At 69.4% G+C, this 24,848-nt stretch carries 27 protein-coding genes and 1 pseudogene; 8 read left to right on the top strand and 20 right to left on the bottom strand.

Features of this window, described 5'->3' with window-relative positions; genetic code table 11:
- Window positions 1-15 precede the first annotated feature (15 nt).
- Window positions 16-771, bottom strand: a complete 756-nt coding sequence (locus ABD785_RS05090) for a GntR family transcriptional regulator (RefSeq protein WP_344822630.1) — start codon at window positions 769-771, stop codon at window positions 16-18.
- Between the two features lie 87 nt (window positions 772-858).
- Window positions 859-2,007: an 8-amino-7-oxononanoate synthase gene (locus ABD785_RS05085; RefSeq protein ID WP_344822628.1), complete on the bottom strand. Its 1,149-nt coding sequence runs from the start codon at window positions 2,005-2,007 to the stop codon at window positions 859-861.
- Window positions 2,008-2,048: 41 nt separating this feature from the next.
- On the opposite strand from ABD785_RS05085, the gene ABD785_RS05080 reads away from it, so the two are divergent.
- Window positions 2,049-3,575, top strand: a complete 1,527-nt coding sequence (locus ABD785_RS05080) for a sensor histidine kinase (protein WP_344822626.1) — start codon at window positions 2,049-2,051, stop codon at window positions 3,573-3,575.
- Between the two features lie 87 nt (window positions 3,576-3,662).
- On the opposite strand, the gene ABD785_RS05075 is transcribed toward ABD785_RS05080, so the two are convergent.
- On the bottom strand, window positions 3,663-3,923 hold the full coding sequence (locus ABD785_RS05075; protein ID WP_344822624.1) for a WhiB family transcriptional regulator: 261 nt from the start codon (window positions 3,921-3,923) through the stop codon (window positions 3,663-3,665).
- A 244-nt stretch (window positions 3,924-4,167) separates the two neighbouring features.
- Entirely contained in the window at window positions 4,168-5,106 is a 939-nt protein-coding gene (locus ABD785_RS05070; protein ID WP_344822898.1) for a diacylglycerol/lipid kinase family protein, read from the bottom strand.
- Between the two features lie 54 nt (window positions 5,107-5,160).
- Here ABD785_RS05070 and ABD785_RS05065 point away from each other — a divergent pair, with 54 nt between their 5' ends.
- Complete coding sequence (locus tag ABD785_RS05065; RefSeq protein WP_344822622.1) at window positions 5,161-5,562, top strand: hypothetical protein; 402 nt, start codon at window positions 5,161-5,163, stop codon at window positions 5,560-5,562.
- A 14-nt stretch (window positions 5,563-5,576) separates the two neighbouring features.
- Here ABD785_RS05065 and ABD785_RS05060 read toward each other — a convergent pair whose 3' ends face one another.
- From ABD785_RS05060 to sodN, 4 genes are all read right to left on the bottom strand, one after another.
- The gene (locus ABD785_RS05060) at window positions 5,577-6,365 is read right to left on the bottom strand and encodes an RNA polymerase sigma factor SigF (RefSeq protein ID WP_344822896.1); all 789 of its coding nucleotides are present in this window, start codon (window positions 6,363-6,365) and stop codon (window positions 5,577-5,579) included.
- Between the two features lie 50 nt (window positions 6,366-6,415).
- Complete coding sequence (locus tag ABD785_RS05055) at window positions 6,416-6,826, bottom strand: ATP-binding protein (RefSeq protein ID WP_344822620.1); 411 nt, start codon at window positions 6,824-6,826, stop codon at window positions 6,416-6,418.
- A gap of 75 nt (window positions 6,827-6,901) precedes the next feature.
- A complete protein-coding gene (locus tag ABD785_RS05050; RefSeq protein WP_344822618.1) occupies window positions 6,902-7,375 on the bottom strand; it encodes a GNAT family N-acetyltransferase in 474 nt (157 codons plus the stop codon).
- An 84-nt stretch (window positions 7,376-7,459) separates the two neighbouring features.
- Entirely contained in the window at window positions 7,460-7,873 is a 414-nt protein-coding gene (gene sodN, locus ABD785_RS05045) for a superoxide dismutase, Ni (protein ID WP_344822616.1), read from the bottom strand.
- A 76-nt stretch (window positions 7,874-7,949) separates the two neighbouring features.
- On the opposite strand from sodN, the gene ABD785_RS05040 reads away from it, so the two are divergent.
- Complete coding sequence (locus ABD785_RS05040) at window positions 7,950-8,279, top strand: S24 family peptidase (protein ID WP_344822613.1); 330 nt, start codon at window positions 7,950-7,952, stop codon at window positions 8,277-8,279.
- Here the strand turns inward: ABD785_RS05040 and ABD785_RS05035 are convergent.
- Window positions 8,237-8,743, bottom strand: coding sequence for an ABATE domain-containing protein (locus ABD785_RS05035; protein WP_344822611.1), 507 nt, complete (start codon window positions 8,741-8,743; stop codon window positions 8,237-8,239). The two genes, ABD785_RS05040 and ABD785_RS05035, sit on opposite strands and share 43 nt — an antisense overlap.
- A gap of 187 nt (window positions 8,744-8,930) precedes the next feature.
- On the opposite strand from ABD785_RS05035, the gene ABD785_RS05030 reads away from it, so the two are divergent.
- Window positions 8,931-9,902 carry a right-handed parallel beta-helix repeat-containing protein gene (locus tag ABD785_RS05030; protein ID WP_344822608.1) on the top strand — a complete coding sequence of 324 codons (972 nt, stop codon included), beginning with the start codon at window positions 8,931-8,933 and terminating at the stop codon, window positions 9,900-9,902.
- An 18-nt stretch (window positions 9,903-9,920) separates the two neighbouring features.
- On the opposite strand, the gene ABD785_RS05025 is transcribed toward ABD785_RS05030, so the two are convergent.
- From ABD785_RS05025 to ABD785_RS05005, 5 genes and pseudogenes are all read right to left on the bottom strand, one after another.
- On the bottom strand, window positions 9,921-10,886 hold the full coding sequence (locus ABD785_RS05025; RefSeq protein ID WP_344822606.1) for a zinc-binding dehydrogenase: 966 nt from the start codon (window positions 10,884-10,886) through the stop codon (window positions 9,921-9,923).
- A gap of 14 nt (window positions 10,887-10,900) precedes the next feature.
- Window positions 10,901-12,085 (bottom strand): NAD(P)-dependent malic enzyme, encoded by a 1,185-nt coding sequence (locus ABD785_RS05020; protein WP_344822603.1) that lies wholly within the window; start codon window positions 12,083-12,085, stop codon window positions 10,901-10,903.
- Window positions 12,086-12,446: 361 nt separating this feature from the next.
- A pseudogene (locus tag ABD785_RS41280) lies at window positions 12,447-12,819 on the bottom strand (PadR family transcriptional regulator); the annotation flags it as partial.
- Window positions 12,820-12,890: 71 nt separating this feature from the next.
- Window positions 12,891-13,076: a DUF6104 family protein gene (locus ABD785_RS05010; RefSeq protein ID WP_344822598.1), complete on the bottom strand. Its 186-nt coding sequence runs from the start codon at window positions 13,074-13,076 to the stop codon at window positions 12,891-12,893.
- 96 nt (window positions 13,077-13,172) lie between these two features.
- The gene (locus tag ABD785_RS05005) at window positions 13,173-16,823 is read right to left on the bottom strand and encodes a multifunctional oxoglutarate decarboxylase/oxoglutarate dehydrogenase thiamine pyrophosphate-binding subunit/dihydrolipoyllysine-residue succinyltransferase subunit (RefSeq protein ID WP_344822596.1); all 3,651 of its coding nucleotides are present in this window, start codon (window positions 16,821-16,823) and stop codon (window positions 13,173-13,175) included.
- Window positions 16,824-17,029: 206 nt separating this feature from the next.
- Here ABD785_RS05005 and ABD785_RS05000 point away from each other — a divergent pair, with 206 nt between their 5' ends.
- A complete protein-coding gene (locus tag ABD785_RS05000; RefSeq protein WP_344822593.1) occupies window positions 17,030-17,671 on the top strand; it encodes a DedA family protein in 642 nt (213 codons plus the stop codon).
- Here ABD785_RS05000 and ABD785_RS04995 read toward each other — a convergent pair.
- Window positions 17,661-18,707, bottom strand: a complete 1,047-nt coding sequence (locus tag ABD785_RS04995; RefSeq protein WP_344822590.1) for an NAD(P)H-dependent amine dehydrogenase family protein — start codon at window positions 18,705-18,707, stop codon at window positions 17,661-17,663. The two genes, ABD785_RS05000 and ABD785_RS04995, sit on opposite strands and share 11 nt — an antisense overlap.
- Window positions 18,708-18,914: 207 nt before the next feature.
- On the opposite strand from ABD785_RS04995, the gene ABD785_RS04990 reads away from it, so the two are divergent.
- Both ABD785_RS04990 and ABD785_RS04985 read left to right on the top strand, forming a co-directional pair.
- Window positions 18,915-19,814, top strand: coding sequence for an SDR family oxidoreductase (locus ABD785_RS04990; RefSeq protein ID WP_344822588.1), 900 nt, complete (start codon window positions 18,915-18,917; stop codon window positions 19,812-19,814).
- 14 nt (window positions 19,815-19,828) lie between these two features.
- Window positions 19,829-20,608, top strand: coding sequence for an enoyl-CoA hydratase/isomerase family protein (locus ABD785_RS04985; protein WP_344822584.1), 780 nt, complete (start codon window positions 19,829-19,831; stop codon window positions 20,606-20,608).
- A 73-nt stretch (window positions 20,609-20,681) separates the two neighbouring features.
- On the opposite strand, the gene ABD785_RS04980 is transcribed toward ABD785_RS04985, so the two are convergent.
- From ABD785_RS04980 to ABD785_RS04960, 5 genes are all read right to left on the bottom strand, one after another.
- A complete protein-coding gene (locus tag ABD785_RS04980; RefSeq protein ID WP_344822582.1) occupies window positions 20,682-20,873 on the bottom strand; it encodes a hypothetical protein in 192 nt (63 codons plus the stop codon).
- A gap of 127 nt (window positions 20,874-21,000) precedes the next feature.
- Window positions 21,001-22,551, bottom strand: a complete 1,551-nt coding sequence (locus ABD785_RS04975) for an endonuclease/exonuclease/phosphatase (RefSeq protein WP_344822580.1) — start codon at window positions 22,549-22,551, stop codon at window positions 21,001-21,003.
- A 62-nt stretch (window positions 22,552-22,613) separates the two neighbouring features.
- Complete coding sequence (locus ABD785_RS04970) at window positions 22,614-23,699, bottom strand: alcohol dehydrogenase catalytic domain-containing protein (RefSeq protein WP_344822578.1); 1,086 nt, start codon at window positions 23,697-23,699, stop codon at window positions 22,614-22,616.
- A gap of 46 nt (window positions 23,700-23,745) precedes the next feature.
- Entirely contained in the window at window positions 23,746-23,937 is a 192-nt protein-coding gene (locus tag ABD785_RS04965) for a ferredoxin (RefSeq protein WP_344822576.1), read from the bottom strand.
- An 8-nt stretch (window positions 23,938-23,945) separates the two neighbouring features.
- Window positions 23,946-24,122 carry a hypothetical protein gene (locus ABD785_RS04960; protein ID WP_344822574.1) on the bottom strand — a complete coding sequence of 59 codons (177 nt, stop codon included), beginning with the start codon at window positions 24,120-24,122 and terminating at the stop codon, window positions 23,946-23,948.
- A gap of 68 nt (window positions 24,123-24,190) precedes the next feature.
- Between ABD785_RS04960 and ABD785_RS04955 the strand changes: the two genes are divergently transcribed.
- Window positions 24,191-24,841, top strand: coding sequence for a class I SAM-dependent methyltransferase (locus ABD785_RS04955; RefSeq protein ID WP_344822572.1), 651 nt, complete (start codon window positions 24,191-24,193; stop codon window positions 24,839-24,841).
- Window positions 24,842-24,848 lie beyond the last annotated feature (7 nt).

Raw genomic sequence — 24,848 nt, 5'->3', positions numbered from 1 at the left:
CGTTCTCCGGCGGGTTCAGCCGCCCGGACGGCGCAGGCGCGTGACGAACTTGTACCGGTCGCCGCGGTAGAAGGACTGGGCCCATTCGACGGGCTCGCCCGCGGTGTCGAAGGACTGGCGGGACAGGAGCATCAGCGGCAGGCCGACGTCGACGCCCAGGACCTGGGCGTCGTAGGGCGTGGCCAGGACCGTCTCGATGGTCTCCTCGGCCTCGGCGAGATGGACGTCGTAGGCGGCGGCCAGGGTCTCGTACAGGGAGAGGTTGCGGCTCAGCTCCTTGCGCAGGCCGGGGAAGCGGCGCGCGGGGAGATGGGTGTAGTCCAGCGACATGGGGTCGCCGTCGGCGAGGCGCAGCCGGTGGATGCGCAGGACCCGGCCGCCGGGACGGATGCCCAGCAGCGAGGCCAGCCGCTCGTCGGCCGTCAGGTAGGCGACGTCGAGGATGCGGGTCTCGGGCAGCAGGCCGTGGTGGCGCATGTCCTCGGTGTAGCCCACCAGCTGGAGCTGGTGGGGCACCTTCGGCTTGGCCACGAAGGTGCCCTTGCCCTGGATGCGCTGGAGCCTGCCCTCGATCACCAGCTCGGCCAGGGCCTGGCGGACGGTCGTCCGCGAGGTGCCGTACCGCTCGGCCAGGGTGCGCTCGGGCGGGAGCGGGCTGCCGGGCGGGAGCGAGGTGATCAGCTCGACCAGGAGCTCTTTCAGCCTGTAGTACTTCGGGACGCGCGGAGCATTGGCGAGGGGATTGCCCACATGGGGCCGCCCGAATTCCACCGGTACATGTTCGGCTGTCACCAAGGCTCCCTATACACCTGAACGGTTCTTGTTCACCGCCGGTTTGCTCGATGTTACGCGAGCAGATTACGGGGCAGTAGGGTCACCCACCGAACGCAACCCCAGGTCTAGACCAGTGAGTTCCGTCTCGCTCAGGCTGGCGCGTGCGGTGATTCTCAAGCAGGCCCGTCCCGCGGGCACCGAAGGTGGCCGGAAGCAGCCAACCCTGAGACCCAGTTCCAGGCACTTTTCGGCCGCCCGGAGGGCCGTTAGCGGCTCGCCGAGGAAGACCGGAACGACCGCCGCGTCCGGAACCCTCGACTCCAGCCCGTGCGACTCGGCGAGCTTCGCGATCCGCCGGGCGTTCGCCCGCGCCCGGGCGGGAAGCTCGGGGGAGTTCTCGATGATCTCCAGCGCGGCCAGGGCGGTGCCCACGGCCGCCGGGTTGAGCCCGGTGTCGAAGATGAACGACCGGGCCGTGTCGATCATGGTCTCGACGACCTCGGGGGCGCCGAGGACCGCCCCGCCCTGCGAGGCGAGGGACTTGGACAGGGTCAGGGTCAGGACGACGTCGGGTTCGCCGGCGATCCCCGCCGCCGCCGCGGCTCCGCGGCCGCCCTCCCCGACGACGCCCAGCGCGTGCGCCTCGTCGATGATCAGGAAGGCGCCGTGCCTGCGGGCGACCCGGTGCATCTCCGCCAGCGGGGCCAGATCACCGTCCACCGAGAACACGGCGTCCGTGACGACCACCGCGTGCTCCTCGGTCCGCTCCGCGAGGGCCGCCTCGACGGCCGCCGTGTCCCGGTGCGGGGTGATCGCGATCCGGGCCCGCGACAACCGGCAGGCGTCCACGATCGAGGCGTGGTTGACCTGGTCGGAGACCACCAGGGAGCCCGGCCCCGACAGCGCCGCCACGGCCCCCAGGTTGGCCAGGTAGCCCGAGGAGAAGGTCAGCCCGGCCGGAGCGCCCACGAACGACGCCAGCCGCTCGTCGAGGGCCTGGTGCAGCCGGGTCGTGCCCGTGACCAGGCGTGATCCGGTCGAGCCCGTCCCGTACTCGCGGGTCGCCTCGACGGCCGCCTCGATGAGACGGGGGTCACGGGAGAGCCCGAGGTAGTCGTTGGAGGCCAGGTCGATCAGGCCGTCGTGGTCGGCGGTGCGGGGCCGCAGCCGCCGCCGCAGCCCGGCGGTCTCCCGCTCCGCCGTCGCCGCGCGCAGTCTCTCCAGTGGGTTCACCTGCCCATCCTCCCAGCAGGCCCTCCTGGAATGATGGGCAGGTGCCTACCTTGTCCGATCTCGTTCGCCACCAGACCGACCTCGACCAGCAGGACCTGGAGTGGCTGCATCTGCTGGTCTCGGACTGGCAGCTCCTGGCCGACCTGTCCTTCGCCGACCTGGTCCTCTGGGTGCCGCAGAAGGCGGCCGAGACCGCGCACCCCGACGCCTGGCCGCCGCGGACCGTCGACGGCTGGGTGTGCGTGGCCCAGATGCGTCCCACCACGGGGCCGACGGCCTACCCCGACGACCTCGTCGGGCGGATCGTCCGGACGGGCAAGCGCGGGCTGATCGACGTGGCCTGGCGGGAGCGGCGGATCGTCAGGGAGGGCGACCCCGAGTGGGGCAGCGGCATCCCCGTCCGCGAAGAGTCCATCCCGATCATCGCCCGCTGGGGGCCGCGCTCGAAGATGCTCGGCGTCATCCAGCGTTCGACCAACCTGAGCTCGGCCCGCACGCCGTCCCGGCTGGAACTGACCTACCTGCAGAGCGCCAGCGACCTCGCCCAGATGATCTCCGAGGGCCGCTTTCCCGTGCCCGGCGCCGAGCCGAACCTGATCAGGTCGCCGCGCGTCGGCGACGGGCTGCTCCGGCTCGACCGGGCGGGCAAGGTCACCTACGCCAGCCCCAACGCCCTGTCGGCCTTCCGGCGGCTCGGCCTGGCCACCGACCTGGTCGGCGTCCAGCTCGGCGAGCTGACCCGCGACCTGTCCGACACCGGGGAGCCCACCGACGAGTCCCTGGTCACCGTGCTGTCGGGCAAGGCGCCGCGCGAGGTCGAGGTCGAGGCGAACGGCTCGTTCGTCCAGCTGAGGATCATCCCGCTCATCGTGTCGGGGGAGCGGATAGGAGCCATCGCGCTGATCCGCGACGTCACCGAGCTGCGCTGGCGCGACCGCGAGCTGATGACCAAGGACGCGACCATCCGCGAGATCCACCACCGGGTCAAGAACAACCTGCAGACGGTCGCCGCGCTGCTCCGCCTCCAGTCCCGCCGGATGCGGATCCCCGAGGGACGCGCGGCGCTGGACGAGGCGGTCCGGCGGGTGGCGTCGATCGCGATCGTTCACGAGACGCTGTCCCACACCCCGGACGAGCTGATCGACTTCGACGACATCGCCGACCGCGTGATCATGATGTCGGGCGAGATCATGGCGATGGAGACCCGGGTCCTGCCGCGCCGCAACGGCAGCTTCGGCGTTCTGCCCGCGGCGATCGCGACCCCGATCGCCATGGTCATCACCGAGCTGCTGCAGAACGCGCTCCAGCACGGGTTCGCCGAGAAGGGCGGCCGTCTCGAGGTCATCGCCCGGCGCACCGAGGAGCGCCTCGCGGTGACGGTCTCCGACGACGGCCAGGGCCTGCCCGCGGACTTCGACCCGGAGAGCACCGACAGTCTCGGGCTCCAGATCGTCCGCACGCTGACCGAGGGCGAGCTCGGCGGCACCCTCGACTTCGCCGCCCGTCCGGGCGGCGGCACCGAGGTCACCCTCGACATCCCTCTCGTCCACCGGCCGCCGGAGCGGTGACGCTCCCTGAGAGGTCCCGGGGGTTACGGGCCGGGGAGCGCGGGTGGTGAGAAGGGGCCGGTTCCAGGTCGGGTTCTCGACCTGTTTCTAGACCTGGGCGTTGGCGCGGGCCCGGGCGCGAGCGGCACGGCGCTTCAGCGCACGACGCTCGTCCTCGGACATCCCGCCCCAGACGCCGGCGTCCTGACCGGACTCGATGGCCCAGCGCAGGCACGACTCGGTGACGGTGCACTTGCGGCAGACCTGCTTCGCCTCCTCGATCTGCAGGAGGGCGGGGCCGGTGTTGCCGATCGGGAAGAACAGCTCGGGATCCACGTCACGGCAGGCAGCGATGTGGCGCCAGTCCATGCGGTCCACTCCTTCTCAAGATGGCACTTGTGAATTTCTTCACGAAGAGGTATGCGGGCCCGAGCCTGAACGGCTTCGGGGGCTGCGCCAACGGGATATCTCCGCCGTGGCACGCTTTGAGCATCCCCCAGCGGCAATACACCGCACAAGTACTTTGAGAAACGATTCTCAAAGTATGGATGTCGGGTGTGTCACACCGCTGGAACGTGACCGTCACATGATCGTACGCTGCGATTACCGTTTCTCAGATGACGACGCGTATCGCCTTGGGCACGCTGCGGAACGCCATCCTCGTGCGTGTGCCCAGGTAATCGCCGTCCACTTGGAGTGCGATGGGACGGTCGGAAGTAACGGTGAGTTCCGGGGCGTCATGCAATTCCACGACATGCCTGCCGCGCGGTCCGCCCGTTGCCGGGATCATCATCTGCAAGATCGCGCTCAGTGTCGGAAGGACGTTCAGAGAACGCATTCCGAAAAGGTCTAGACCGGTGGAGAAACCCGCACGCGGAGACGGATAAACGGCCCGCGGCCCGAGATAGGTCCACGGAGAAGTGTTCGCGATGAACGCGAGGTAGACCCCGCGGGCCTCACGCCCCCGGGCGTCCCTGATCGTCAGGGCGGGCCTCGAACGGTCGGTCAGGGCGAAGAACTGCCGGACCGCCGACTGCACGTAGAGCCGGTTGGACGCCTTGTTCCCCGGGCTGCTCCGCCGCGCCACGTCCACCGCGTGGACGACCTCGGCGTCCAGGCCGATGCCCGCGGTGAAGGTGAAGTAGCGCTCCTCCTCCGCGGTCTCCACATGGCCCAGGCTGATCGTCTTGTGGTGCCGGGTGCGCAGCGCGCCCAGGATGGTCGCCAGCGACCTGATCGGGTCGTTGGGCAGGCCCAGCGCCCTGCCCAGCACGTTCGCGTTGCCGCCCGGCAGGATCGCCAGGGCCGGACGGTCGAGGGCGTCGCCGCCGTGCGTCATCAGGCCGTTGATCACTTCGTTGACGGTGCCGTCGCCGCCCAGGGCGATCACGAGGTCGTAGCCCTCCCGGGCCGCCCGCGCCGCCAGCTCGATCGCGTGCCGCCGGTGCTGGGTGTCGGCCAGCTCCACCTGGACGTCACCGGCGAACGCCCGCACGAGCAGATCACGGGCCCGCTGCGTCGTCGAGGTGGCCTTCGGATTGGCGATCAGCATGGCGCGCACACGCGTCAGGGTATGCCACAAGTCAGTGCAGGTACGCTTGCGGGCGTGTCGAACCGTCCCCGTACCCTGCTCGCCGCCGCGCTCCTCGAGGGCCTCCTCGGCCTCGGAGCGCTCGGCTTCGGACTCTATGTCGCCTTCGAGAGCGTCCTGGGCGAGCCGAAGGACCGGATGTCGGCCGTCGGCGTCACGGTGCTCGCCCTCGCCGGCGGCGCGGGCATGGTGTGGGTCGCCAAGGGGCTGGCCGGCGCCGAGCGCTGGAGCCGCTCGCCCGCGGTCCTGACCCAGCTCTTCGCGATCCCCGTCGCCGTGTCGCTGATCCAGAGCGACCAGCCGTTCTGGGGCTGCCCGCTGGTCGTCATCGCGGTGGCCGCGCTCCTGGCCCTGCTCAGCCCGCCGACCTCCGCGGCCCTGTACGACGAAGGGGACTCCGAAGAGTCCCCCGCCTGATCATCTGAACTTCTCTAGTCCTCGGCCGTGAGGCCCTCGCGGAGCTGGGCCAGCGTGCGCGCCAGCAGCCGGGAGACGTGCATCTGGGAGATGCCCAGCTCCGTCGCGATCTGCGACTGGGTCATGTTCCCGAAGAACCGCAGCAGGAGGATCTTCTTCTCGCGCGGCGGCAGCTTCTCCAGCAGCGGCTTGAGGGACTCGCGGTACTCCACGCCCTCCAGCGACTCGTCGATCATGCCCAGCGAGTCGGCCACGGCCGGCGCGTCCTCGTCGCCCGAGTCGGGAGCGTCCAGCGAGACCGTCGAGTACGCGTTCGCGGACTCCAGCCCCTCCAGGACCTCCTCCTCGGTCATCTGGAGGTGCGCGGCCAGCTCGGCGACGGTGGGGGCGCGCCCCTCCTTCTGCGCGAGCTCGCTGATCGCCTTCGTGAGCGAGAGCTTCAGCTCCTGCAACCGGCGCGGGACGCGGACCGCCCAGCCCTTGTCGCGGAAGTGGCGCTTGATCTCACCGACGATGGTCGGGGTCGCGTACGTCGAGAACTCGACACCGCGCTCCAGGTCGAAGCGGTCGATCGACTTGATGAGGCCGATCGTCGCGACCTGGATGAGGTCGTCCAGCCACTCGCCGCGGTTGCGGAAGCGGCGCGCCAGGTACTCCACCAGCGGCAGGTGCATCTCGACGAGCTGGTCGCGGATGCGCTGGCGTTCCGGGTCGCCCTCGGGCAGCGCCTGCATGGTGTGGAAGAGCTCTTTGGCGCGGGTCCGGTCGGGCACGGCCGACGGCCGCTCCGGTGGGAGGGTCATCTCCTCCGGCTCGGGGACGATCGCCTCTTCCTCGGCCTCAGTTCTTTCGGTCACGGGGCCCCCGCGCCGCGCCGCTTCTGCAGCGTCACGGTGACCTTGTCGTCGGCTCCGACCGTCGCGTCGACCTCGCCCGCGAGGGACGACAGGACCGTCCAGGCGAAGGTGTCGCGGCTGGGCAGCCTGCGGTCGGCGGTGAGCACCGAGACGGCGATGCGCATCGCCTCACCGGTCAGCTCGAACTCGCACGTCAGGTCGGTGCCGGGGACCGCCTGGGGCAGGAGCATCGCGCACGCCTCGTCCACGGCGATGCGCAGGTCCTCGATCTCGTCGATCGTGAAGTCCAGGCGCACCGCCAGTCCTGCCGTAGCGGTCCTCAGCACGGAAAGGTAGGCACTCGACGCTGGCAGCCGGACGGTCACCACGTCGCGCAGTGCCGTCATTGCTGCGGTTTCCTCAGTCACGGATCTCCCTGCGAGGTGATACTTCACTACTTCGAAACTACCGCGCCGGGACCCTGTTTCGCTGGCAAGCCACGCTCATCCGCCTCCGACCGACCGCAATGTGTCACCCGCGAGGCGGTAGACGGTCCACTCGTCCTGTGCCCTGGCGCCGAGCCCCTTGTAGAACCCGATGCTCGGTTCATTCCAATCCAGGACGGACCACTCGAAACGCCCGTATCCGCGCTCCACCGCGATGGCCGCCAGCCGCTGGAGCAGCGCCTTCCCGTGCCCGCCCCCGCGCGCCTCGGGAGTCACGTACAGATCCTCGAGATAGATGCCGTGCCGCCCCTCCCACGTCGAGTACGACAGGAACCAGAGGGCGAAGCCGACCGCCTCGCCGGAGGCGTCCTCGGCGATGTGCGCGAACACCGCGGGGCTCTCCCCGAACAGGTCCCGGCGCAACTGTTCCTCCGTCGCCTTGACCTGGTCCGCCTCGCGCTCGTACTCCGCGAGTTCCCGCACGAACCGGAGCATCGTCGGCACGTCTTCCACAGTGGCTTCACGAATCACCCGCCCACCCTACTGACGCCCGAGGGCCCGGCCTCCCCGCGTGCGGGGAGGCCGGGCCCTCGGGTCGGAAGAGCGGTGAAGGCGTCAGGCCTTCTTGGTCTCCCAGAAGATCGAGTCGATCTCGGCGATCTTCGCCAGAAGGTCGTCGGCGACCTTGACGTCGAGGCTGCCCTTGGTGCCGCCGGCGCCGGCGAGCTTGGTGGCCTCGTTGAACAGCTCGTGCAGCTGCGGGTACTTCTCGAAGTGCGGCGGCTTGAAGTAGTCGGTCCAGAGCACCCACAGGTGGTGCTTGACCAGGTCGGACCGCTCCTCCTTGATCTGGATGGCGCGGGCCCGGAAGGCCGGGTCCTCGTTGGCCGCGTACTTCTCGATAACGGCCTTGACGGACTCGGCCTCGATGCGGGCCTGAGCGGGGTCATAGACACCGCAGGGCAGGTCGCAGTGCGCGGACACTACCGTCGTCGGACGAAGAAGGCTCACCGGAGTGGTTCCCCTCATGAGTTGGCGGACACGGATCATGCTGTACGACAGACATTACTCCGGGCCGGGTGCCCTGATGCGCGTGAGGTAGGCCATGGCGTTTTCCAAGGCGGCGGGGTTGCGGGTGGTCCGCGTCGAGGGCCTGTCGATGCTGCCCGCGCTGCGTCCGGGGGACCGCCTGCTGGTCGGGCCCGGCCGGGTCAGGGCGGGAGATCTGGTCGTCGCCCGGCACGGGGACCTGCTCGTGGTGAAGCGGGCCGCCTTCCGCCAGGACGGCGGCTGGTGGCTGGAGAGCGACAACCAGCGGGCTCCCGGACGCCGCGACAGCTGGGACTTCGGCGCGGTTCCGGATGACCGGATCCTGGGGAGGGTCCTGTTCCGTTATTGGCCGCTGTCCCGCTCGGAGCATCCCTCCGAACAGTAGCGTTGCGAGCTGTCGGACTCCTTGTGGAAATAGATGTTGAAACAGCCGGGACAGGCGCAGATCCCCAGCGCCCCGAATCCCCGTTCGCCGATCACGAGTGCGAGTCCCATGGCCGCGCCGGCCGCGTAACGGTCGGTGATGGTCCCGTCCTCGGTGAGGTGCAGATGCCACGGGGAGTCACCGTGGTTGGAGAGCGCCGGATGGATCGGGTAGAGGATCAGCAGGTTGTTGAGCCCGTCGGCGGCCAGGGCGTGGTCACCGGCGGCCGCGGCTTCGAATATGGCCCGGAAGTTGGCCCGGAGCTGGCGGAAACCGTCAAGATCGCGGGAGGTCAGCCGGCCGGTCAGATGGGGCCGGATGGTCAGCAGGTCACGCAGGGTCTCCAGATCCTTGAGGGAGTCCTCGGCCGGATGCTGCGTGTTGACCAGCTCGACCACCAGGTCCGCATAAGAAACGAGGTCCACATTCGCCCCTTGCGAGAGACCAAGTGAGAGTTGCGCCATCCCCTGCACCGAGTATTACACGATTCACGGCGGGTGCGCCGATTTCATGGCGTCACGGCTGAATTTCGTATGTCCAAGCGATGTCCACACGGCACTTTCGTCGCGGGAAAGCCCAGGTGAAGGAGATTTCTATGGGAAGATCGCTGGCATGTCTGCTACCTCCCGAATCGTCGCCACGGGCCTCGCCGCCGCCGTGGCCGGCGCCGTCCTGTCCGCAGCCCCGGCCGGAGCGGCCGTTCAGGTGCGCACCGCGGGCCAGCTGAGCAAGGCCCTGCGCACCGCGAAGGCGGGGACGACGATCCGGATCGCCAAGGGCGTCTACACCGGGACCTTCCGGCTGAAGGCCAAGGGCACCAAGGCCCGGCCGATCACCATCGCCGGCGCCAAGGGCGCGGTCCTGCGCGGGGAGAAGGCCAAGAAGGGCAAGGTCCTGTCGGTCGACGGGTCGGCCTGGGTGAAGATCACCGGCATCACGGTGACCAACGCCCAGAAGGGCATCATGCTCAACGGCTCGCGCCGGGTGCTGATCGACCACGTGACGGTCCACGGCATCGGCATGGAGGCCGTGCACTTCCGGCACAACAGCACCGACAACGTCATCCGCTACTCGCGGATCTACGACACGGGCGTCCACAAGGCCAAGTTCGGCGAGGGCGTCTACATCGGCAGCGCGGTGAGCAACGGCAGGAACGACCGGAGCGACCGCAACTCGGTCCACCACAACACCTTCGGCCCGAACGTCCGCGCCGAGGCGATCGACGTCAAGGAGTACAGCTCCCAGGGGAAGATCTACAAGAACCTGTTCGACGGCCGCGGGCTCAGCGGCGCCAACTTCGCCGACTCCTGGATCGACGTGAAGGGCAACGGCTACCTCATCCAGGCGAACAAGGGCCGGTACACCCTCGCCGACGGCATGCAGGTCCACTCGGTCGTCAAGGGCTGGGGCTGCGGCAACGTCTTCAAGGGCAACAGCCTGGACGTGCGGGGAGCGCGCGGCGACGGCGGCCGCAAGGCCTACGGGATCTTCGTGGCCAACCCGCCGGCGGGCTGCAAGACGACCGTCACCGCGGACAACAAGGTCGTCGGCGGAGCGGGACTCACCAACATCGCCGTCGGCTGAGCCCCTCTCGTCCGCCGGTCAGTTCGTGAAGACGATCTTTCCGAAGAGCTCGCCGTCGTGCATGGCGGCGAACCCGGCGCGGGCCTCGGTGAGCGGCATGACGTCCGCGATCCGGGGCCGCACCCCGGTGACGTCGAGGAAGCGGGCCAGCTTCACGAGCTGGTCGCGCGTCCCCATCGTCGAACCGACGATCTGCAGCTGAAGGAAGAACACCCGGGCGAGCTCGGCGGACGGGGCGTCGCCGCTGGTCGCTCCGGAGACCACGATCCGGCCGCCGGGACGCAGCGTCCGCATCGAGTGGGACCAGGTGGCCCGGCCCACGGTCTCCATCACCGCGTCGACGCGCTCGGGAAGCCGGGCGCCGGTCTCGAAGACGGCGTCGGCGCCCAGTTCCAGGGCGCGCTTGCGCTTGGACTCCGATCTGCTGGTCGCCCACATCCGGTATCCGGCGGCGGAGCCGAGCGCGATGAGCGCCGTCGAGACGCCGCCTCCCGCGCCCTGGACCAGGACGGTCCCGCCGGGCTGGACGCCCGACTGGTCGAACAGCATGCGGTAGGCCGTCAGCCATGCCGTCGGCAGGCAGGCGGCCTCTTCGAAGGTCAGCGAGGGGGGCTTGGGCACGAGGTTGCGCCGCGGTACGACGACCTTCTCCGCGAAGGTGCCGTCGAACTTCTCCGACAGGAGGGTCCGCCTGGGGTCGAGGGTCTCGTCGCCGGCGTGCTCGGGGTCTCCGATCACACCGTGGACGATCACTTCGTTCCCCTCCTCGTCGATCCCGGCCGCGTCGCAGCCGAGAACGATGGGGAGCTGCTCGGCGCGGACGCCGACCCCCTTCAACGTCCACAGGTCGTGGTGGTTGAGGGAAGCGGCCCTGACGGTGACCGTCGTCCACCCGTCGGGTGCGACGGGGTCGGGACGGTCACCGAGGACGAGCCCGTTCAGCGGATTTCCGGCGTCGAAGGAGCCGGCAGTGACAGCGAACATGCGCCTCACCCTAGTCAGATGCGGTTGACGCCCTCTGCCCGGGCCTGGGCGGAGACGGCGGCGATGACGGCCGGTGCGACCCGGGAGTCGAACGGGCTGGGGATGATGAAGTCCTCGGCCAGTTCCTCGTCGGTGACGACGGCGGCGAGCGCGTCGGCGGCGGCGACCTTCATGCCCTCGGTGATCGTGTGGGCGCGGACGTCGAAGGCGCCCTTGAAGATGCCGGGGAAGGCCAGCACGTTGTTGATCTGGTTGGGGTGGTCGGAGCGGCCGGTGGCCACGACCCTGGCGTGCCGGCGGGCGACGTCGGGCTCGACCTCGGGGGTCGGGTTCGACAGCGCGAAGACGATGGCGTTCTCGGCCATCGTGGCGATCGCGGCCTCCTGGACGGTCGAACCGGACAGTCCGATGAAGAAGTCCGCACCGCGCAGAGCCTCTTCGGTGGAGCCGGTCAGGCCCGCCTTGTTGGTGTCCTCGGCCAAGGCCACCTTGACGGGGTTCAGGCCGTCGCGGCCCTTGTAGATCAGGCCCTTGGAGTCGGAGCAGGCGATGTCGCCGACACCCGCGTTCAGCAGGATGCGGCAGACGGCGACGCCGGAGGCGCCCGCGCCGGCGATGACGCCGCGCATCTGCGACAGCGGCTTGCCGATGAGCTTGGCGGCGTTCTTGAGGGCGGCCAGCGACACGATGGCGGTGCCGTGCTGGTCGTCGTGGAAGACGGGGATGTCCAGGGCGGCGCGCAGACGGTCCTCGATCTCGAAGCAGCGGGGTGCGCTGATGTCCTCGAGGTTGATGCCGCCGAACGACGGGGCCATCCGGATGACGGTCTCGACGATCTCGTCCACGTCGGTGGTGGCCAGCGCGATCGGCACCGAGTCGACGTTCGCGAACTCCTTGAACAGGAGCGACTTGCCCTCCATGACGGGCATGGAGGCGGCCGGTCCGATGTCGCCGAGGCCGAGGACGGCGGTGCCGTCCGTCACGACCGCGACGACCCGGGACGTCCAGGTGTAGGTGTGGGCGAGCTCGGGGTTGTCCGCGATCGCGGTGCAGACGCGTGCCACGCCGGGGGTGTAGGCGAGGGACAGGTCGTCCTTGTTGCGCACCGGGATGGTGGAACGGACCTCGAGCTTGCCGCCGACGTGAAGCTGGAACGCCGGGTCATCGGAGAAGGAGAGATTTTCGGGCTGACTAGCCACAGCGACCCCACAGAATGGTTTTGGGTTTCGGGCAGACGCCACATGGGACACCCGAGATTCGGTGGGGGGTGTCTGAGTGGTCGCCTCTCGACGTACGGGGGTCACCCGTTCAGCGATTGTGGCACATCACCCGCGCGGGCCAAAGCACGGGGGGTGTGTCACCCGGGTCCGCTGAGCTTGCGGATCCGTTCGACGGCCTGCTCCAGGTCTGTTCTGACCTTGTCCAGGTCGTTTTCGGTGAGTTCGGTGTCCCCGACCGCATTCTTCACGTCCAGGCAGAACCCGCGCAGGAGATCATCCAGACCGTTACCGGCCGGACTCCAGTTCTTCTTCATGTCGCGCCAGCCCTGGCCGTTGCGCAGGGCGCTGCTGAGGTCCTCGCGCATCGACCGGACGGTCGCCCGCACGTCCTCCTTGACGCCCCGCGCGAACTGCTGGGCCGTCGCGGTGATCTCCTCTTCGAGCACGGCGAGCTCGTCGAGGCGCTTGCCGAGTTCGGCGCGCCCCTTGTCGGTGATCGAGTAGACCTTCTTGCCCTTGAGCACCTCGTGGGTGACCAGGCCCTCCTCCTCCAGCCGGGCGAGCCGCGGGTAGATCGTGCCGGGGGAGGGGGAGTAGATGCCGAGGAAGCGGTCCTGGAGGAGGCGGATCACCTCGTACCCGTGTCGCGGGCTCTCCTCCAGCAGCTTCAGGAGGTAGAGGCGCAGGCGCCCATGGGCGAACACAGGGCTCACGCGGGGTCCTTCCGTTCATCGTTCGGCTCTCAACTGTACTCAGCCCGTGCCCGGCCGAGGCCCCGGACCGCTCAGCCGTCCTCGGGGTCGTCGTCGTCCAGGCGGGCGAGCCAGGTCGCCAGGCGTTCGATCGGCGTCTCGAACTCGGGGTTCAGGTCGACGAAGTCGCGCAGGCGCTCGCCGATCCAGGCGAAGGAGACCTCCTCCTCGCCCCTGCGCTCGACCAGCTCCTCGATGCCGCGGTCGGTGAAGTACACGTGTCGCTCCCGGAGAGGGCGGCCGCCCGGAGACGACCGCCTGGTAAATGGGCGAAGGCCCCGGAGGGAACCCGGGGCCTTCGCTTCAGACGGTCATCAGGCGGGCGGGAACAGACGGTTGAGCATCGCGTCCTGCTCGGCCTGGTGCATCTTGATGGAGCCCACGGCGGGGCTCGAGGACGCCGGGCGGGACACGAGGCCCAGCTTGCGGCCGTCCAGGTAGTGCGGCAGGACCAGGGCGAAGAAGGGCCAGGCGCCCATGTTCTTCGGCTCGTCCTGGACGAACGTGATCTCGACGTCCGGCGAGTACTTCGCCAGCTCGGCCTTGATCTCGTCGATCGGCGTCGGGTAGAGCCGCTCGACCCTGACCACGGCCGTGTCGGTGACGCCCGCCTTGTCGCGGGCGGCCGTCACGTCGTAGTAGATCTTGCCGGTGGTGAACAGCACCCGCTTGACGCCGGCCGCGTCGACCTTGGAGTCCGGGATGACGGGCTGGAAGGCGCCCTCGGTGAACTCGCGGGTCGGCGAGGTCGCGGCCTTGGAGCGCAGCAGCGACTTCGGGGTGAAGACGATGAGCGGCTTGTTCCGGCCGGACCGCGCCTGCCAGCGCAGCATGTGGAAGTAGTTCGCCGGGGTCGTCGGGTAGACGACCGTCATGTTGTCCTGGGCGCACATCTGGAGGTAGCGCTCGATCCGGGCCGAGGAGTGGTCCGGGCCCTGGCCCTCGTAGCCGTGCGGCAGGAGCAGCGTGACCGCGGAGCGCTGGCCCCACTTCTGCTCGCCGGACGAGATGAACTCGTCCATGATCGACTGAGCGCCGTTGGCGAAGTCGCCGAACTGCGCCTCCCACATGACCAGCGCGTCCGGCCGGGTGAGGGAGTAGCCGTACTCGAAGCCCATGGCCGCGAACTCGCTGAGCAGCGAGTCGTGGACGTAGAACTTCGTGGTGCCGGAGTAGAACTCCTGCAGCGGCGTGTGGGTGTTCCCGGTCTTGCGGTCCACCAGCACGGCGTGCCGCTGGCCGAAGGTGCCGCGGCGCGAGTCCTGGCCGACCAGGCGGACCGGGTGGCCGTCGGTCAGCAGCGAGCCGAACGCGAGGAGCTCGCCGGTCGCCCAGTCGATCGCGTCGTCGTCGATCATCTTCACGCGGCGGTCGAGGACCGGCTGGAGGCGCGGGTGCACCTGGAAGCCCTCGGGCAGCGTCACCTGGGTGTCGATGATCCGCTTGACGGTCTCCAGCGGGATCGCCGAGCCGGCGGCCGCGTGGTCGATCGGGATGCGGTCCTCGTCGGGCGGGCGGACCACGGCGCCGGGCGCCTGCGGGGCCTTGACGGCCTCGCGCACCTCGGTGAAGGCCCGCTCGAGCTGCTGCTGGTAGTCCTGCAGCGCCTGCTCGGCCTCTTCGACGGTGATGTCGCCGCGGCCGATGAGGGCCTCGGTGTACAGCTTGCGGACCGAGCGCTTGGCGTCGATCAGGTCGTACATCAGCGGCTGGGTGAACGAGGGGTTGTCGGCCTCGTTGTGACCCCGGCGCCGGTAGCAGACCAGGTCGATGACGACGTCCTTCTTGAACGCCTGCCGGTACTCGAACGCCAGCCGCGCGACCCGGGCGCAGGCCTCGGGGTCGTCGCCGTTGACGTGGAAGATCGGCGCCTGGATCATCCGCGCGACGTCGGTGCAGTACACCGAGGAGCGCGAGTACTCCGGAGCCGTGGTGAAGCCGACCTGGTTGTTGACGACCAGGTGGACCGTGCCGCCGACGCGGTAGCCGCGCAGCTGCGACAGGTTCAGGGTCTCGGCCACCACGCCCTGGCCGGCGAAGGCCGCGTCGCCGTGGATGAGGACCGGCATGACGGAGAAGCCGTCCTCACCGGTGTCGATCATGTCCTGCTTGGCGCGGACGACGCCCTCGGCGACCGGGTTCACGGCCTCCAGGTGGGAGGGGTTCGCGGTCAGCGAGGTCTTGATCTTGTTGCCGTCCCAGGCGACGAAGTCCCCGGCCGCGCCGAGGTGGTACTTCACGTCGCCGGAGCCCTGCGCGGAGCGCGGGTCGAGGTTGCCCTCGAACTCGCCGAAGATCTGCGAGTAGGACTTGCCGACGATGTTGGCCAGCACGTTCAGGCGGCCGCGGTGGGCCATGCCGATGACGACCTCGTCGAGGCCGTCCTTGGCGGCGGCGCTGATCACGGCGTCGAGCAGCGGGATCAGGGACTCGCCGCCCTCGAGGGAGAAGCGCTTCTGCCCGACGAACTTGGTCTGCAGGAAGGTCTCGAACGCCTCGGCGGAGTTCAGGCGCCGCAGGATGTGCAGCTGCTCCTCGCGGGAGGGCGGCTCGAAGGGGACCTCGACCCGCTCCTGGATCCACTTGCGCTCTTCGACGTCCTGGATGTGCATGTACTCGATGCCGACGGTGCGGCAGTAGGAGTTGCGCAGGACGCCGAGGATGTCGCGGAGCGTCATGAACGGCTTGCCGCCGAACCCGCCGGTCGCGAAGTCGCGCTCGAGGTCCCACAGCGTCAGCCCGTGCTGGAGGATGTCCAGGTCGGGGTGGCGGCGCTGCTTGTACTCCAGCGGGTCGGTGTCGGCCATGAGGTGGCCGCGCACGCGGTAGGCGTGGATCAGCTCGTGGACGCGGGCGATCTTGGCGATGTCGTTCTCGTGGGACGCCGCGATGTCGCGGACCCAGCGGACCGGCTCGTAGGGGATCCGCAGCGACTCGAAGATCTCGTCGTAGAAGCCCTCCTCGCCCAGCAGCAGCGCGTGCACGCGGCGCAGGAAGTCGCCCGACTGCGCACCCTGGATGATGCGGTGGTCGTACGTCGAGGTGATCGTCATGATCTTGGAGATCGCGGCGCGGGCCAGGGTCTCCTCGTTCGAGCCCGAGTACTGCGCCGGGTACTCCATCGCGCCGACGCCGATGATCGTGCCCTGCCCGGGCATCAGCCGCGGCACGGAGTGGACCGTGCCGATCGTGCCCGGGTTGGTCAGGCTGATCGTGGTGCCCATGAAGTCGTCGAGGGTGAGCTTGTTGGCCCTCGCCTTGCGGACGATCTCCTCGTAGGCGGCCCAGAACTGGCGGAAGTCCAGCGTCTCGGACGCCTTGATCGACGGCACCACGAGCTGGCGCTGGCCGTCGGACTTCTTGATGTCGATCGCCAGGCCGAAGTTGACGTGCTCGGGCTTGACCAGCGCCGGCTTGCCGTCGATCTCGGTGTAGTAGGCGTTCATCTCCGGCATGGCCCGGAGGGCCTTGACGATCGCGAAGCCGATCAGGTGGGTGAAGGAGACCTTGCCGCCGCGACCCCGCTTGAGGTGATTGTTGATCACAATGCGGTTGTCGATCAGCAGCTTGGCCGGAACGGCCCGAACGCTCGTGGCGGTCGGGACGGTCAGGCTGTTCTCCATGTTGGCTACCGTCTTGGCGGCCACGCCCTTGAGGCGCACCTCCTCGGCACCCGCCGCGACCGGAGCGCTCGCGGGCTTGGCCGCCGCGGGCTTCGGTGCGGCCGCCGCCGGCGCGGGAGCACTCTTCGGCTCCGCGGCGGGGGGTGCAGGAGATGCCGCAGGCGCGGCACCGTTCAAGGGCTGAGCGGGCTTGGAGCCAGGCTTGTAATCAGCGAAAAAGCTCCACCAGGCCTTGTCGACCGTCTCAGGGTCTTCCAAGTACTTCTGGTAGAGCTCATCGACCAACCATTCGTTGGCACCGAAGTCACTCAGATCGGCAGGTGTGTGCGACTCGCTCGACACGGCGGAGATCGCCCTCTTCCGCAGCTTGGTGGGTGTTTAAACGTCCCTAAGGCTACTCGCATGAAGCACCCGGTGCGGCATGTGTCGGCGACCCATGCGTCACATCGTCCTCATGGGGGATCGCGCCATGGCCCACTGTGCCTACGATGGCGTGCAGGCAAGGGTTCTGAGCGGGGGTTGCGGTGCTGGACGCATTCAATGATTTCGTGAGCGGACTGCCGACCCCGCTGATCTACGCGGTGATCGCGGCACTGGTCTTCGCCGAGGCCGCCCTGTTCTTCGGGTTCGTCTTCCCGGGCGAGACCGCGATCATCGTCGGCGGGCTGCTGGCCTCCCAGGGCCACATCAGCCTGACGCTCCTGCTGATCATCTCGATCGTGGCCGCGATCGTCGGGGACTCGGTCGGCTACGAGATCGGCAAGCGGTACGGCCCCCGGCTGCTGGACACCAAGGTGATGCGCAAACACGCCGCCAAGGTGGGCTCCGCCCAGGACCTCATCCGCAAGCGGGGGGCGTTCGCGGTGGTCATCGGCCGGTTCACCGCGCTGCTGCGGGCCCTGATGCCCGCGCTGGCCGGGAGCTGCGGCCTGCCCTACGCGCGGTTCCTGTTCTTCAACGCCCTGGGCGGGATCATCTGGGTGCTGATCTTCACGCTGGGCGGCTTCTACCTCGGCGAGGGCATCGAGCACTTCGCCAAGCTGGCCGGACGCGTGATCAGCGGCGTGGTCGTGGCGGTGGGCGTCCTGGCCTTCGTCATCTACTCCGTGCGCAAGCACCGCGAGTCCGGCAGCGGTTCCCCCGCAGAGGAGCCGGTCGCCGCGCTCGCCCAGGAGGGCGTCAGCGACTGAGCCTGCCGGTGATCAGCGGCAGGTCGAGCAGGGTGCGGATGCCGGGCGCCGCCTCGCAGACCGGGACGATCGAGTTCAGGGCGTGCGCGGCTGCGGCCGAGATGGCGTTGGAGATCCAGTCGTCGGCGGCCGTCAGGGACAGGCTGGGCAGGCCCTGGATCCGCAGGCCGTAGCCGGGGTCGTGCCAGTCCCTGATGCGGGAGGCGTCGGCCTTGTGGACCGTCTCCAGGGTGATGAACGGCTGGCCGTCGACGCGGCCGGTGAAGGTCCAGCGGGCGGCGGCCACGGTGCCCCGGGGGATCAGCCCGGCGGCGATCGGCAGGTCGCCGGGGGCCAGGACGTGCTCGTGGTCGAGGTCGATCTCGTCCAGGACCACGTTCAGGCCCGCGGCCAGCAGGTGGAGGCTGTCGGCGAAGGTCGCGCGCATGACGGCCCTGGCGCAGGGCAGCGCCTCGACGTACTTCTCCTCGGTGTGGCCGAAGCGCAGCATGTCGTTGACGAAGCCGCGCGAGGGGTGCCCGGCCACGTCGAAGCACTCGCGGACGTAGAGATGGTCGACCTTGCGGCACAGGCCCGACATGACCAGGGGGAGCTTCTCGCCCATGAAGCCGGGGCTGACGCCCGTGCCGTGGATCGAGGTGCCGCCCTCGGCGCAGGCCCGCTCCAGGGCGTCGGCGAACTCGGGGCCGTGGGCGCGGGGGTAGACGAAGCCGGACATGGCGATCACGTTCTTGCCCGACGCCAGCAGCGCGCAGACCGTCTTCAGGTCGTCGTTGCCGTGGACGGAGCCGGGCAGCGGCGCGTAGACCACGCAGTCGGCGTCGAGGGCGAGGATCTCGGCCTCGTCGGCGGTGGCGGCGATCCCCACCGGAGGACGGCTCGCGAGGATCCCGGCGTCCATGCCGATCTTGGCGGGGTCGTAGACGCGGACGCCCGCGACCTCGAACCCGGGGCGTTCGAGCAGGCCGCGCAGGACGCTGCGGCCCAGCGCACCGCTGGCCCACTGGACGACGCGCAACGGACGGGCTGCGTTCATCGGTGGATCCTCCAGGACGGGGGTGGACGGAGGTTCCGGGGACCCTACCCCCGGGTCACTTCGCATAAATGTCAAATGACACAAGCGGTCGGATCCGGCCACGAGGCGACCGGGGAGGGGTCGGATTAGAGCGCGGTTCGGTTTGCTGCTACCAATGGGTACGCCCCGGGTGATTAGCTAGGTCGGCAGACGCTTACAGGAGGAACCATGTCTGAACTGCGGTATGACGGTCGGGTCGCCATCGTGACCGGTGCGGGCCACGGCCTGGGCCGTCAGCACGCGCTGGAACTGGCCTCGCGTGGCGCGAAGGTCGTCGTGAACGACCTCGGCGGCGACGTCAGCGGCGCCGGGGCCTCCGCGGGCCCCGCCCAGGAAGTGGTCGAGGAGATCGTCAAGAACGGCGGCGAGGCCGTCGCCAACGGCGGCAACGTGGCGACCGAGGAGGGCGCGGCCTCCATCGTCCAGTCCGCCGTCGACGCCTTCGGCAAGGTCGACATCGTCATCAACAACGCGGGCATCCTGCGCGACAAGTCGTTCAAGAACATCTCCGTGGCCGAGTGGGACTCCGTCCTGGCCGTCCACCTGCGGGGCTCGTTCCTGGTGTCGCTCGCCGCCTGGCCGATCCTGCGCGAGCAGGGCTACGGCCGCATCGTCAACACCTCCTCGCCGTCCGGCCTGTTCGGCAACTTCGGCCAGGCCAACTACTCCTCGGCGAAGATGGGCCTGGTCGGGCTGACCAAGACCCTCGCCATCGAGGGCGCCAAGAACAACATCAAGGTCAACGCGATCGCGCCGATCGCCGCCACCCGGATGACCGAGGAGCTCTTCCCGGCCGACCTGCTGGCCAAGCTGGGCGTCGAGAAGGTCACCCCGCTGGTGGCCTACCTCGCCCACGAGGAGGTCGCCGACAGCGGCCAGACCTTCACCGTCGGCGGCGGCCACATCTCCAAGATCTTCGTCGCCGAGGGCCCGGGCTTCACCAAGGCCGGCGACCTGAGCGTCGAGGACGTCCGGGACAACTGGGCCGCGATCAGCACCACCGACCCGTACGCGGTCCACGCCAACATCGGCGAGCAGACCATGGCCTTCCTGTCGGCCCTGCAGTAGGGCGAGCAGCCGACATGGTCGACTTCGACCGGCGGGACGGGGTGGCGACCATCACCCTGTCCCGGCCCGACCGCCTCAACGCGATCACCGACGAGATCGTCGAGGAGCTCCTGCGCATCCTGGGGGAGCTCGCGACGGACACCGCCACCCGGGTCGTCATCCTGACCGGGGAGGGGCGGGCGTTCTGCTCGGGCATGGACATCCAGGCCGACACGCCGGACTCCGATGAGGGCAGGGTGCAGCGGATCTACCGCGGCCTGGTGCGGGCCGGCGAGGTGGTCTGCGCGCTGCGCGAGATCCCGCAGCCGGTCGTCGCGGCCCTCCACGGGCCGGTGGCGGGGATGGCGATCTCGCTCGCCCTCGCCTGCGACCTGAGGGTGGCCTCGCCGACCATGAAGATGGTCACCCCGTTCCTCAAGCTGGGGTTCTCCGCGGGCGACCTCGGCCTGTCGTGGATGCTGCCGCGGCTGATCGGGACGGCCAGGGCCGGGGAGATCTTCTACCGCGCGCAGAACATCACGGCCGAACGCGCGCTGGAGCTCGGCCTGGTCACGATGATCGTCGAGGACGACCTGGCCGGCGCCCGCGAGCTGGCGGCGGAACTGATGACGCGCTCGCCCTTCGGGCTGCGTCACACCAAGGAACTGCTGAACCTCGCCATGGACGCCCCCAGCCTCCGCACCCACATGGCGATCGAGAACCGGACGCAGACGATGGCCTTCCTCACCGAGGACCTCCGCGAGGGCTTCACGGCCACGCTGGAGCGGCGGGATCCGGAGTTCCGGAACAGATAGGCCGGACACAGGGGAACGTGGGCCCGCGGCCGAGGGGGAGTGACGACGGGCCCACGTTCTCCGGGAGTGGTCCCTACGCGTGGATGTGGAGGTCCACGCCCAGCAGGATCAGGAACCACAGGAATATCGCCAGCAGAGCGCTGGCCACGCGTCGCACGAGATCCTCGTTGATGTAGCCGCGGTCCCAGGCGACGAAGATGCCGATGATGATGTAGATCAGCCCGATGAGGCCGATTCCCCGCCGGTGATATCCGTAACGCGCCATCGCGGCGCTCCTTCCGCTCGTTGACGGGCCCTTGATCCCCGCGGACCGGAAGGTGATGCCGGGTGATCTCTATGAACCCGCCGAAAACCGAACAAAAGGGCGACCGTAAACGGCCGGCGCCCGACGCTTAGGGGACGAGCCGGACGATGGCCGGGTCGGCGTCGCCGTGGGACCAGGAGAAGTCGGCGTTCCAGCGGACGTAGGCGAAGTCCTTGGCGTGGGGAGCGGTCGAGGGCGTGACCAGGATGCGGTCCGTGGCCGTCCTGCGGCCCTCGACGACCTTGCTGTACCGATCCTGCCGGGGAAGGCGCTCGGAGAGGTCCTGGAGGCCCTGGAGGGGGATCGTGTCGTTGAACTCGCCCGCGACGACCACGAGCGTGGCCGGGTCCCTGATGGTGGCCACGAAGGCCGCGACGTTCTTCGCCTGCTCCTTGCGCTGCGGCGCGGCGGAGCCGCTGGGCGGGCCGTCGGCCGTCCAGTGGCCGTTGACGACGACCAGGCGCCTGCCCGCCCAGGAGAACTGGGCGGCCAGCGGCTTGCGGGTGTCCTTCCACGCCGGGTCGGCGGGGGACAGCCGGCCGGGGCTGAGGGTGAGGTCGCCGTCGGCGTCGACCGAGGTCGCGGTGACGGAGTCGCCGGGGCGGTCGGTGAAGCCCAGGCCGCGGTCGGTGCGGAACAGGTAGCCGACGCGCGGGTTGCCGCCGGGCTCGCCGCCGTCGGAGTCGTCGACCGGGTCGACCGCGCGCCAGTCGTAGTCCGGGCCGCCGACGGAGGAGATCTCGTCGATCAGCTGGGCGATGGTCTGGTCGTCGGCGACCGTGCCGTCCTGGTCGGGGCCGCTGTTGTCCTCGACGCCCTGGAGCAGCACCAGATCGGGGGCGGCCAGCCCGTTGACGATCTCGTCGGCCAGCGCGGAGAAGCGGCCCGGGTCGTCGGACGGGTCGAGGTTGCGCACGTTGACCGAGGCCAGGGCCAGCTCGCCGGGGAACTGCGCCCGGGTGGCCCGCGGCGTCACCGGTCCCGGCACGACCTGCGGGGCCGCCGACAGGACGACCACGTGGGTCCCGTCGACGATGCCGGTCTGCGGGCCGAGCAGCGAGTCGCCGGTGTTCATGTCGGGGACGCCCGCCAGGACGAGGCCGGGCTTGATCGCGACCCTGCCCTCGGAGCTGGGGCCGAGCGCGACCGTGCTGCTCGGGGCGACGCGCATGCCCTCGAGGCTCTCGGCGTCGCGGCCGTCGAAGGGGACGGGGACCGGCAGCGGGGCGCCGTGCGACATGACCTCGACGGTGTCGGCGGTGAACTCGGTCAGGCCGTCCCGCTCGGCGACGACGCCGTGCGCGAGTACCAGATCGCCGGTCTCGGCGGCGGCGCCGGTGCGGACGAAGATGCCGTCGGAGGTCTTCGGGTCGTCGTCGGGCAGTGAACTCTGCGCCCAGAAGCCGCCGTCGGCCGTGGCGGTCACGACGAGGGACAGGGTGCTGATGGCGCCCACGATCTGCGAGGCGGGGCCGGTGCCCTGGATCTCCGAGACGCGCAGCGAGGTCGGTACCGAGGGCTCGGGCCTGGCGTGGGCCTGGGCGGGCACCAGGGCGGCCAGGACGGCCACCGCCGTGATCGCCTTTCCGCCGTGCCTGACCACCGGAACCTCCATGATCGCCCGCTGTGCGAACCCCATCTCATCACAGAAAAAGGGATGCCCCCACCCAGCCGGAGCACCCCCTGTCAAAACCCTGAAAACTAGTCCATCAGGACGACCTGGCGGATGACGTCGCCCGCGTGCAGGGCCTCGACGGCGTCGTTCAGGTCCTCGAAGCGGATGCGCCGGGTGATCAGCGACTCCAGGTCGAGCTTGCCCGCCCGCCACAGATCGACGAAGAGCGGGACGTCGCGGCCGAGGTCGCAGCCGCCGTACAGCGACGCCTTGACCGACTTGCCCTCGAACAGCAGCGAGAAGGCGTTCATCGACCAGTCGTCGTCCATCGCGCCCGCGCCGACCACGATCACGTCGCCGCCGCGGCGGGTGACCGCCCAGGCCGTCTGGATCGCGGCCGAGCGGCCGACGACCTCGAAGGCGTAGTCGAAGCCGCCGCCGGTGAGCAGCCCGCTGGTCTCCTGGAAGTTGTCCAGGGTGGCGGTGTGGGTGGCGCCGAACTTCTTGGCGATCTCGTGCTTGGCCTCGTTCGGGTCGATCGCGAGGATCGTGGAGGCGCCCGCGATCCTCGCGCCCTGGATCACCGAGAGGCCGACGCCGCCGGCGCCGATGACCGCGACCGTCGAGCCCGGGGTGACCTTGGCGGTGTTGAAGACGGCGCCGACGCCGGTCGGGATGCCGCAGCCGAGCAGGGCCGCGTACTCGAACGGAACGTCCTCGGCGATCTTGATGGCGGACTGCCACGGGACGACGAGCTCGTCGGCCCAGGTGCCCGCGCCCGCCATGCCGAACGCGCCCTCGCCGCCGGGCAGGGTGAAGCGCGGCACGCCGAACGCGTCGCCGATGAAGGTCACGCAGAGGTAGGGCTCGCCCCGGCGGCACTCGCGGCACTGGCCGCAGTCCGGGCCCCAGTTGACGACGACGTGGTCGCCGACGGCCACGTTGGTGACGTGGTCGCCGACCTCGGTGACGATGCCGGCTCCCTCGTGCCCGAGGATCGCGGGGATCGTCGCGGGCAGGATGCCGGTCATCACCGACAGGTCCGAGTGGCAGACGCCCGTCGCCTTGATCTTGATCTTGACCTGGGTGGGGCCGGTCTCGATCGTGGTGACGTCGTCGCGCAGCTCGAGGTGCTTGTCGCCGATGTTGCGCAGGACCGCGGCGCGGGCCATGGAACCTCCAGGGGGTGGGTTTTCGGGGAATGCTCGGGGGAGGGGCCTACTCTTCGATGCTGAGCGCGGCCTTGGGGCAGGAGCGCACGGCGTGACGGACCTTGTCGATCTGGTCGACGGGGACCTCGGAACCGAGGATCTCGAGATTGTCGTCGTCGTCCAGGTCGAAGACGTCCGGGGCGAGGCCCACGCAGACGGCGTTCGCTTCGCAGACCAGGGGGTCGACGGTGACCTTCATATTTCCTCCTAAAGCTTTCTGTGGTCCCAGGAGGCGACCTTGGTGACGTCCGCTTGGTGAGTCCGGCGTTTCGACGCGTCCTCGACCTCGGGGTACATCGCCTTGACGACCTCACGACCAACATGCCGAATCTCGTTCGGCTCGGTCAAGGCCTTCGTGCTGCCGTCATTTTCGAAGTAGAACACGTTCTAGTGAGGGTGGGCAAGGGGTCGCGTATGGGATGTTCGTTACGTCCCGGTAAGGTCTCGGACCTATGACGGAGATGCCGCTGGAGCTGCGCAGGGCCGCCGAGGCCGCCAAGGGGTTCATGCCCAAGGACGAAGGCCTCGCCCTGTACGAGACCGCCCTGGTCTACGGGCGCCTCGGCCCGCTGCTGGAGGTCGGCACCTACTGCGGTAAGTCCGCCGTCTACTTCGGCGCCGCGGCCCGTGAGGCGGGGACGGTTCTGATCACGGTCGACCACCACCACGGCTCGGAGGAGAACCAGTCGGGCTGGGAGCACCACGACCCGTCCCTGGTGGACCCCACGACGGGCCGGATGGACACCATGCCGACCTTCCGCAAGACGATCGCCAACGCGGGTCTCGAGGACGTCGTCATCGCCGTCGTGGGCGAGTCGGCGACCGTGGCGCCGCTCTGGAACACCCCGCTCGGCCTGCTGTTCATCGACGGGGGCCACAGCGAGCACTTCGCCCAGGCCGACTACGCCAACTGGGCGGCCAAGATCGCGGTGGGCGGCTGCCTGGCCATCCACGACGTCTTCGAGCGTCCCGAGGACGGCGGCCAGGCCCCCTTCAACGTCTACACGCGCGCGCTGAAGTCCGGGGTCTTCGAGGAGCGCCGCGTCCAGGGCTCCCTGCGCGTGCTGGAACGGGTCACCGAAGGAGACCCGCTCGCCGTCTGATCGGGGC

It is taken from the genome of Actinocorallia longicatena (genome assembly GCF_039534125.1).
GTDB lineage: Bacteria > Actinomycetota > Actinomycetes > Streptosporangiales > Streptosporangiaceae > Actinocorallia > Actinocorallia longicatena.
This window is presented reverse-complemented; position numbering and strand designations above follow the sequence as displayed.

Excerpts from the sequence above, each read along its gene's own strand:
- ABD785_RS05075 (WP_344822624.1), bottom strand. The coding sequence starts at position 3,923 with ATGGACTGGCGCCACATCGCTGCCTGCCGTGACGTGGATCCCGAGCTG.
- ABD785_RS05070 (WP_344822898.1), bottom strand. The coding sequence starts at position 5,106 with ATGCTGATCGCCAATCCGAAGGCCACCTCGACGACGCAGCGGGCCCGT.
- ABD785_RS05060 (WP_344822896.1), bottom strand. The coding sequence starts at position 6,365 with ATGACCCTCCCACCGGAGCGGCCGTCGGCCGTGCCCGACCGGACCCGC.
- sodN (WP_344822616.1), bottom strand. The coding sequence starts at position 7,873 with ATGAGGGGAACCACTCCGGTGAGCCTTCTTCGTCCGACGACGGTAGTG.
- ABD785_RS05040 (WP_344822613.1), top strand. The coding sequence starts at position 7,950 with ATGGCGTTTTCCAAGGCGGCGGGGTTGCGGGTGGTCCGCGTCGAGGGC.
- ABD785_RS05030 (WP_344822608.1), top strand. The coding sequence starts at position 8,931 with ATGTCTGCTACCTCCCGAATCGTCGCCACGGGCCTCGCCGCCGCCGTG.
- ABD785_RS05025 (WP_344822606.1), bottom strand. The coding sequence starts at position 10,886 with ATGTTCGCTGTCACTGCCGGCTCCTTCGACGCCGGAAATCCGCTGAAC.
- ABD785_RS04995 (WP_344822590.1), bottom strand. The coding sequence starts at position 18,707 with ATGAACGCAGCCCGTCCGTTGCGCGTCGTCCAGTGGGCCAGCGGTGCG.
- ABD785_RS04990 (WP_344822588.1), top strand. The coding sequence starts at position 18,915 with ATGTCTGAACTGCGGTATGACGGTCGGGTCGCCATCGTGACCGGTGCG.
- ABD785_RS04985 (WP_344822584.1), top strand. The coding sequence starts at position 19,829 with ATGGTCGACTTCGACCGGCGGGACGGGGTGGCGACCATCACCCTGTCC.
- ABD785_RS04980 (WP_344822582.1), bottom strand. The coding sequence starts at position 20,873 with ATGGCGCGTTACGGATATCACCGGCGGGGAATCGGCCTCATCGGGCTG.
- ABD785_RS04975 (WP_344822580.1), bottom strand. The coding sequence starts at position 22,551 with ATGGGGTTCGCACAGCGGGCGATCATGGAGGTTCCGGTGGTCAGGCAC.
- ABD785_RS04970 (WP_344822578.1), bottom strand. The coding sequence starts at position 23,699 with ATGGCCCGCGCCGCGGTCCTGCGCAACATCGGCGACAAGCACCTCGAG.
- ABD785_RS04965 (WP_344822576.1), bottom strand. The coding sequence starts at position 23,937 with ATGAAGGTCACCGTCGACCCCCTGGTCTGCGAAGCGAACGCCGTCTGC.
- ABD785_RS04955 (WP_344822572.1), top strand. The coding sequence starts at position 24,191 with ATGACGGAGATGCCGCTGGAGCTGCGCAGGGCCGCCGAGGCCGCCAAG.